Source organism: Microbacterium sp. 13-71-7 (assembly GCF_002257455.1).
Classification (GTDB): Bacteria; Actinomycetota; Actinomycetes; order Actinomycetales; family Microbacteriaceae; genus Microbacterium.
In genome coordinates this window covers 1-4,853 of sequence record NZ_NCKN01000272.1, presented here as the reverse complement: position 1 = coordinate 4,853, position 4,853 = coordinate 1, and the positions used below count along the sequence as shown (strand labels likewise).

Annotated in this window: 4 protein-coding genes; all 4 read left to right on the top strand. The window is 72.8% G+C overall.

The features are described from left to right. A partial coding sequence (locus B7X32_RS18490; protein WP_292723032.1) for a carboxyl transferase domain-containing protein occupies positions 1 to 1,364 on the top strand: 1,364 nt, incomplete at its 5' end. Between the two features lie 5 nt (positions 1,365 to 1,369). Further along, positions 1,370 to 3,424, top strand: a complete 2,055-nt coding sequence (locus tag B7X32_RS18485; RefSeq protein WP_292723030.1) for a biotin carboxylase N-terminal domain-containing protein — start codon at positions 1,370 to 1,372, stop codon at positions 3,422 to 3,424. Beyond that, a complete protein-coding gene (locus B7X32_RS18480; protein ID WP_292723026.1) occupies positions 3,421 to 3,906 on the top strand; it encodes a MaoC family dehydratase in 486 nt (161 codons plus the stop codon). The genes B7X32_RS18485 and B7X32_RS18480 overlap by 4 nt, the downstream gene beginning before the upstream one ends. After that, complete coding sequence (locus B7X32_RS18475; RefSeq protein ID WP_292723023.1) at positions 3,903 to 4,721, top strand: CoA ester lyase; 819 nt, start codon at positions 3,903 to 3,905, stop codon at positions 4,719 to 4,721. The genes B7X32_RS18480 and B7X32_RS18475 overlap by 4 nt, the downstream gene beginning before the upstream one ends. Positions 4,722 to 4,853: the final 132 nt, after the last annotated feature.

The window sequence follows — 4,853 nt, the reverse complement described above, 5'->3', positions numbered from 1 at the left end:
GGCTCTACGGCGGCGACGCCCCCTCGGGCGGTGTGGTCGCGGGGATCGGCCTCGTCCACGGGCGGCATGTCATGGTCGTCGCGAACGACGCCACGGTCAAGGGCGGCACCTACTACCCGATCACCGTCAAGAAGCACCTGCGCGCGCAGGAGATCGCGGCGGAGAACCGGCTCCCCTGCATCTACCTCGTCGACTCCGGCGGCGCGTTCCTGCCGATGCAGGACGAGGTGTTCCCGGATCGCGATCACTTCGGCCGCATCTTCTACAACCAGGCCAGGATGTCCCGCGACGGCATCCCGCAGATCGCGGCGGTCATGGGCTCGAGCACGGCCGGCGGCGCCTACGTCCCGGCGATGAGCGACGAGACGGTGATCGTGCGCAACCAGGGCACGATCTTCCTCGGCGGCCCTCCGCTCGTGAAGGCGGCGACGGGCGAGGTCGTCACCGCGGAGGACCTCGGCGGCGGCGAGGTGCACACCCGGGTCTCCGGCGTCGCAGACCACCTCGCGGAGAACGACGAGCACGCGCTGCAGATCGTCCGCGACATCGTGGCGACGCTGCCGCCCTCCCCAGGACTCGCGGATCCGGCCGCCGCCGTCGCGGATCCCCCCGCCGTCGACCTGCTCGACGTGGTCCCGGTCGAGCTGACGGTGCCGTACGACGCGCGCGAGATCATCCGCGGCATCGTCGACGGCGGCGCCTTCTCCGAGTTCAAGCCCGAGTACGGCACCACCCTGGTGACCGCGTTCGCGCGCATCCACGGGCACCGCGTCGGGATCATCGCGAACAACGGCGTGCTCTTCGGGGAGTCGGCGCTCAAGGGAGCGCACTTCATCCAGCTCTGCGAGCAGCGCCGCACGCCGCTGCTGTTCCTGCAGAACATCACCGGCTTCATGGTCGGCCGCGAGTACGAGGCGGGCGGCATCGCGAAGCACGGCGCGAAGATGGTGAACGCCGTCGCGACCGCGTCGGTGCCCAAGCTCACGGTCGTCGTGGGCGGATCCTTCGGCGCCGGGACGTACTCGATGTGCGGGCGGGCGTACTCGCCGCGCTTCCTCTGGCTCTGGCCCGGCGCCCGCGTGTCGGTCATGGGCGGGCCGCAGGCCGCATCGGTGCTGTCGACCGTGCGCCGCGATCAGATCGAGGGCGCGGGCGGATCCTGGTCGGCCGAGGAGGAGGCCGAGTTCCAGGCGCCGATCCGCGCCGCCTACGACGAGCAGGGCAGCCCCTACTACTCCACCGCCCGGCTGTGGGACGACGGGATCATCGAGCCAGGACAGACCCGCGACGTGCTGGGCCTCGCGCTCGACGTCGTGATGCGGGCTCCCTTCGACCAGCCGGGCTTCGGCGTCTTCAGGATGTGAGCGACATGCACCGCACCGAATCCGTCGGAATGTTCGACACCGTCCTCATCGCCAACCGCGGCGAGATCGCCTGCCGCGTGATCGCGACGCTGCGCCGGCTCGGGATCCGCTCCGTCGCCGTGTACAGCGACGCCGACGCCGGATCCCGCCACGTCGCCCTCGCCGACGTCGCCGTGCGGATCGGCCCCGCCCCCGCGGCCCAGAGCTACCTGGACATCGACGCCGTGCTGGACGCGGCGCGGGCGACCGGCGCGCAGGCGATCCACCCCGGCTACGGCTTCCTCGCCGAGAACGCCGCCTTCGCACAGGCGTGCGCCGACGCCGGGATCGTGTTCATCGGGCCGACCGCGGACGCGATCCGCACGATGGGCGACAAGATCACGGCCAAGCTCGCGGTCGCCGAGCGCGACGTGCCCACCGTGCCGGGGATCGCGCGCCCCGGTCTCGGCGACGCCGAGCTCATCGCCGCGGCGCCGGGCATCGGCTACCCCCTGCTCATCAAGCCCTCGGCCGGTGGCGGCGGCAAGGGCATGCACGTGGTCGAGGACGAGGCGCACCTCGCCGACGCGATCGCCGCGGCGCGACGCGAGGCCGCCGCGAGCTTCGGCGACGACGCGCTGTTCCTGGAGCGCTACCTCACGACGCCGCGGCACATCGAGGTGCAGATCCTCGCGGACGCGCACGGCCACGTGGTGCACCTCGGCGAGCGCGAGTGCTCGCTGCAGCGCCGTCATCAGAAGGTGATCGAGGAGGCGCCGTCGCCGCTGCTCGATGCGGCCACGCGCGCCGCGATCGGCGCGGCGGCCTGCGAGACCGCCCGGAGCGTCGACTACCGCGGCGCGGGCACCGTCGAGTTCATCGTCGAGGCCGCGAGGCCGGGTGAGTTCTTCTTCATGGAGATGAACACGCGCCTGCAGGTGGAGCACCCCGTGACAGAGCAGGTCACGGGGCTCGACCTCGTCGAGCAGCAGCTGCTCATCGCCGCCGGCCACGCGCTCGGGTTCGCGCAGGACGACGTCGAGCTCCGCGGCCACAGCATCGAGGCGCGCGTGTACGCCGAGGATCCCGCCTCCGGCTTCCTGCCCACCGGCGGGCGGGTGCAGCGCGTGATCCACCCCGAGGGCGAGGGGATCAGGGTCGACACGGCGATCGCCGACGGCCTGGACGTCTCGATCGACTACGACCCGATGCTCGCGAAGATCATCGCGCACGGCGCGGACCGCGACGAGGCCCGCCGGCGGCTGGTGCGGGCGCTCGATCGGACCGCGGTGTTCGGCTTCCCGACGAACGTGGAGTTCGTGCGGGCGCTCCTCGAGCTTCCCGAGGTGATCGCGGGCGACCTCGACACCGACCTCATCGCCCGCCGCTTCGACGATCTCGCGTTCGCCGAGGCCGACGCGCGCGTGTTCGCGGAGGCGGCGCTGCTGCTCGACGCCGCACGCGATGCCGGGACGGCGACCGCGTCCGCTCCGTGGACCCGCCGCGACGGCTGGCGCCTCGGCGCCCCCGCCCCGCGCCGCTATGCGCTGGTGTGCGGCGCGCGGCGCACCGAGGTGCTCGTGACAGGCGCCGGATCCGGCCTGTCGGTCGCGGTCGACGGATCCGAGCCCGTCTCGGCGGCCGCGGCGCCGGAGACCCCGCAGTCCTCGGAGCGCACGCTCACGATCGACGGCGTCACCCGCACGATCGCGGCGTTCGCGACCGGATCCGATCGGGTCGCGATCGCGCACGGGGGCGCGGTCTTCGACGTCGCCGTGGAGCGGGTCTCGCACGCCGCGGGAGGCGCCGCGGAGACGAAGCCGCATCTGGACTCCCCCATGCCGGGGACGGTCGTGCTCGTGCATGCATCCGAGGGTGCCAGGGTCGAGGAGGGCGACCCCGTCCTCGTCGTCGAGGCGATGAAGATGGAGCACGTGCTGCGCGCGGGCGTCGCCGGGACCGTGTCGCTGCACGCGACGCAGGGCGACACCGTCGCACGCGGGCAGACCCTGGCGACGATCACCCCCGACGCCGACGACGCGGCGTCCGATACGCCGGACGAACCACAGGAGACGACGTGAGCGAGAAGCGCATCGAGCAGCGGGGACTCTACTTCGAGGAGTTCGAGGAGGGCGCGGTCTACCTGCACCGCCCCGGACGCACGGTCACCGAGGCCGACAACGTGCTGTTCACGACGCTGACCATGAACACCCAGGCCCTGCACCTGGATGCGGCGTGGAGCGCCGGCACCGAATTCGGCGAGCGCCTGGTGAACAGCATGTTCACCCTCTCCACGCTGGTCGGGCTCTCGGTCGCCCAGCTCACGATGGGCACGATCGTCGCGAACCTCGGCTTCTCCGACGTCTCCTTCCCCGCCCCCGTGCGGATCGGCGACACCCTCTACGCCGAGACGCGGATCGTGTCGAAGCGGCTCTCGTCGTCGCGTCAGGGGCAGGGCATCGTGCAGTTCGCGCACACCGGCCGCAACCAGGACGGCGTCGTGGTCGCCCTCGCCACGCGGTCGACGCTCATGCAGTGCCTTCCCGCCGAGGGGACCCGATGAGCGCCGGCATCGACGGCCCCGCCCTGCTGTTCTGCCCCGCGGATCGCGACGACCGGTACGGCAAGGCCCTCGCCGCCGCCGACTCGGTGATCATCGACCTCGAGGACGCGGTCGCGCCGGAGGACAAGCCCGCCGCCCGCGCGAAGGTCGCCGCCTCCGCCCTGGATCCGGAGCGCACGATCGTGCGGGTGAACCCGGCGAGCACGCCGGACCACGCGCTCGACCTCGACGCCCTCGCGGGCACGGCGTACCGCACCGTGATGCTGGCCAAGGCCGAGTCCGCCGCAGACCTCGACGCGCTCCACGCCGCAGGGCTGCACGTGCTCGCGCTGTGCGAGACCGCGCGCGGCGTGGTCCACTCCGAGGAGATCGCCGCGCATCCCGCGGTCATCGGGCTGATGTGGGGTGCCGAGGATCTGGTCGCGAGCATGGCGGGCCGGTCGAGCCGGTTCACCGCGGGTGCCCATGCGGGGCGCTACCGCGATGTCGCGCGCCACGCGCGCTCTCGTGTGCTGCTGGCGGCGAAGGCCTTCGGGAAGGCGGCGATCGACTCCGTGCACCTCGACATCACCGACGTCGAGGGCCTCCGCGCCGAGGCGCTCGACGCCGCGGCCAGCGGCTTCGACGCGACAGCCTGCATCCACCCCAGCCAGGTCGCGGTGATCCGCGAGGGCTACGCCGCGACGCCGGAGGAGCGGGACTGGGCCGAGCGTGTGCTCGCCGAGGCCGCCCGTCAGGGCGGGGTGTTCCGGTTCGAGGGCCGCATGGTCGACGAGCCGGTGCTGCGCCAGGCCAGGGCGATTCTCGGGCGCTGATCGTCGCGCCCGAGGACGGCCCGCCGCCGGCCGCGCTTCCCCGCCCCTACCGGCTCAGCGCCCGCTCCTGCAGCAGCTCCTGCACCCGCTCGACCGGAAGACCGCGCACGCTCTGCCGATGTCCGGCGGTGT

What these genes read in the sequence shown, in the direction of transcription:
- B7X32_RS18485 (WP_292723030.1), top strand. Translation starts at nt 1,370, where the DNA reads ATGCACCGCACCGAATCCGTCGGAATGTTCGACACCGTCCTCATCGCC.
- B7X32_RS18475 (WP_292723023.1), top strand. Translation starts at nt 3,903, where the DNA reads ATGAGCGCCGGCATCGACGGCCCCGCCCTGCTGTTCTGCCCCGCGGAT.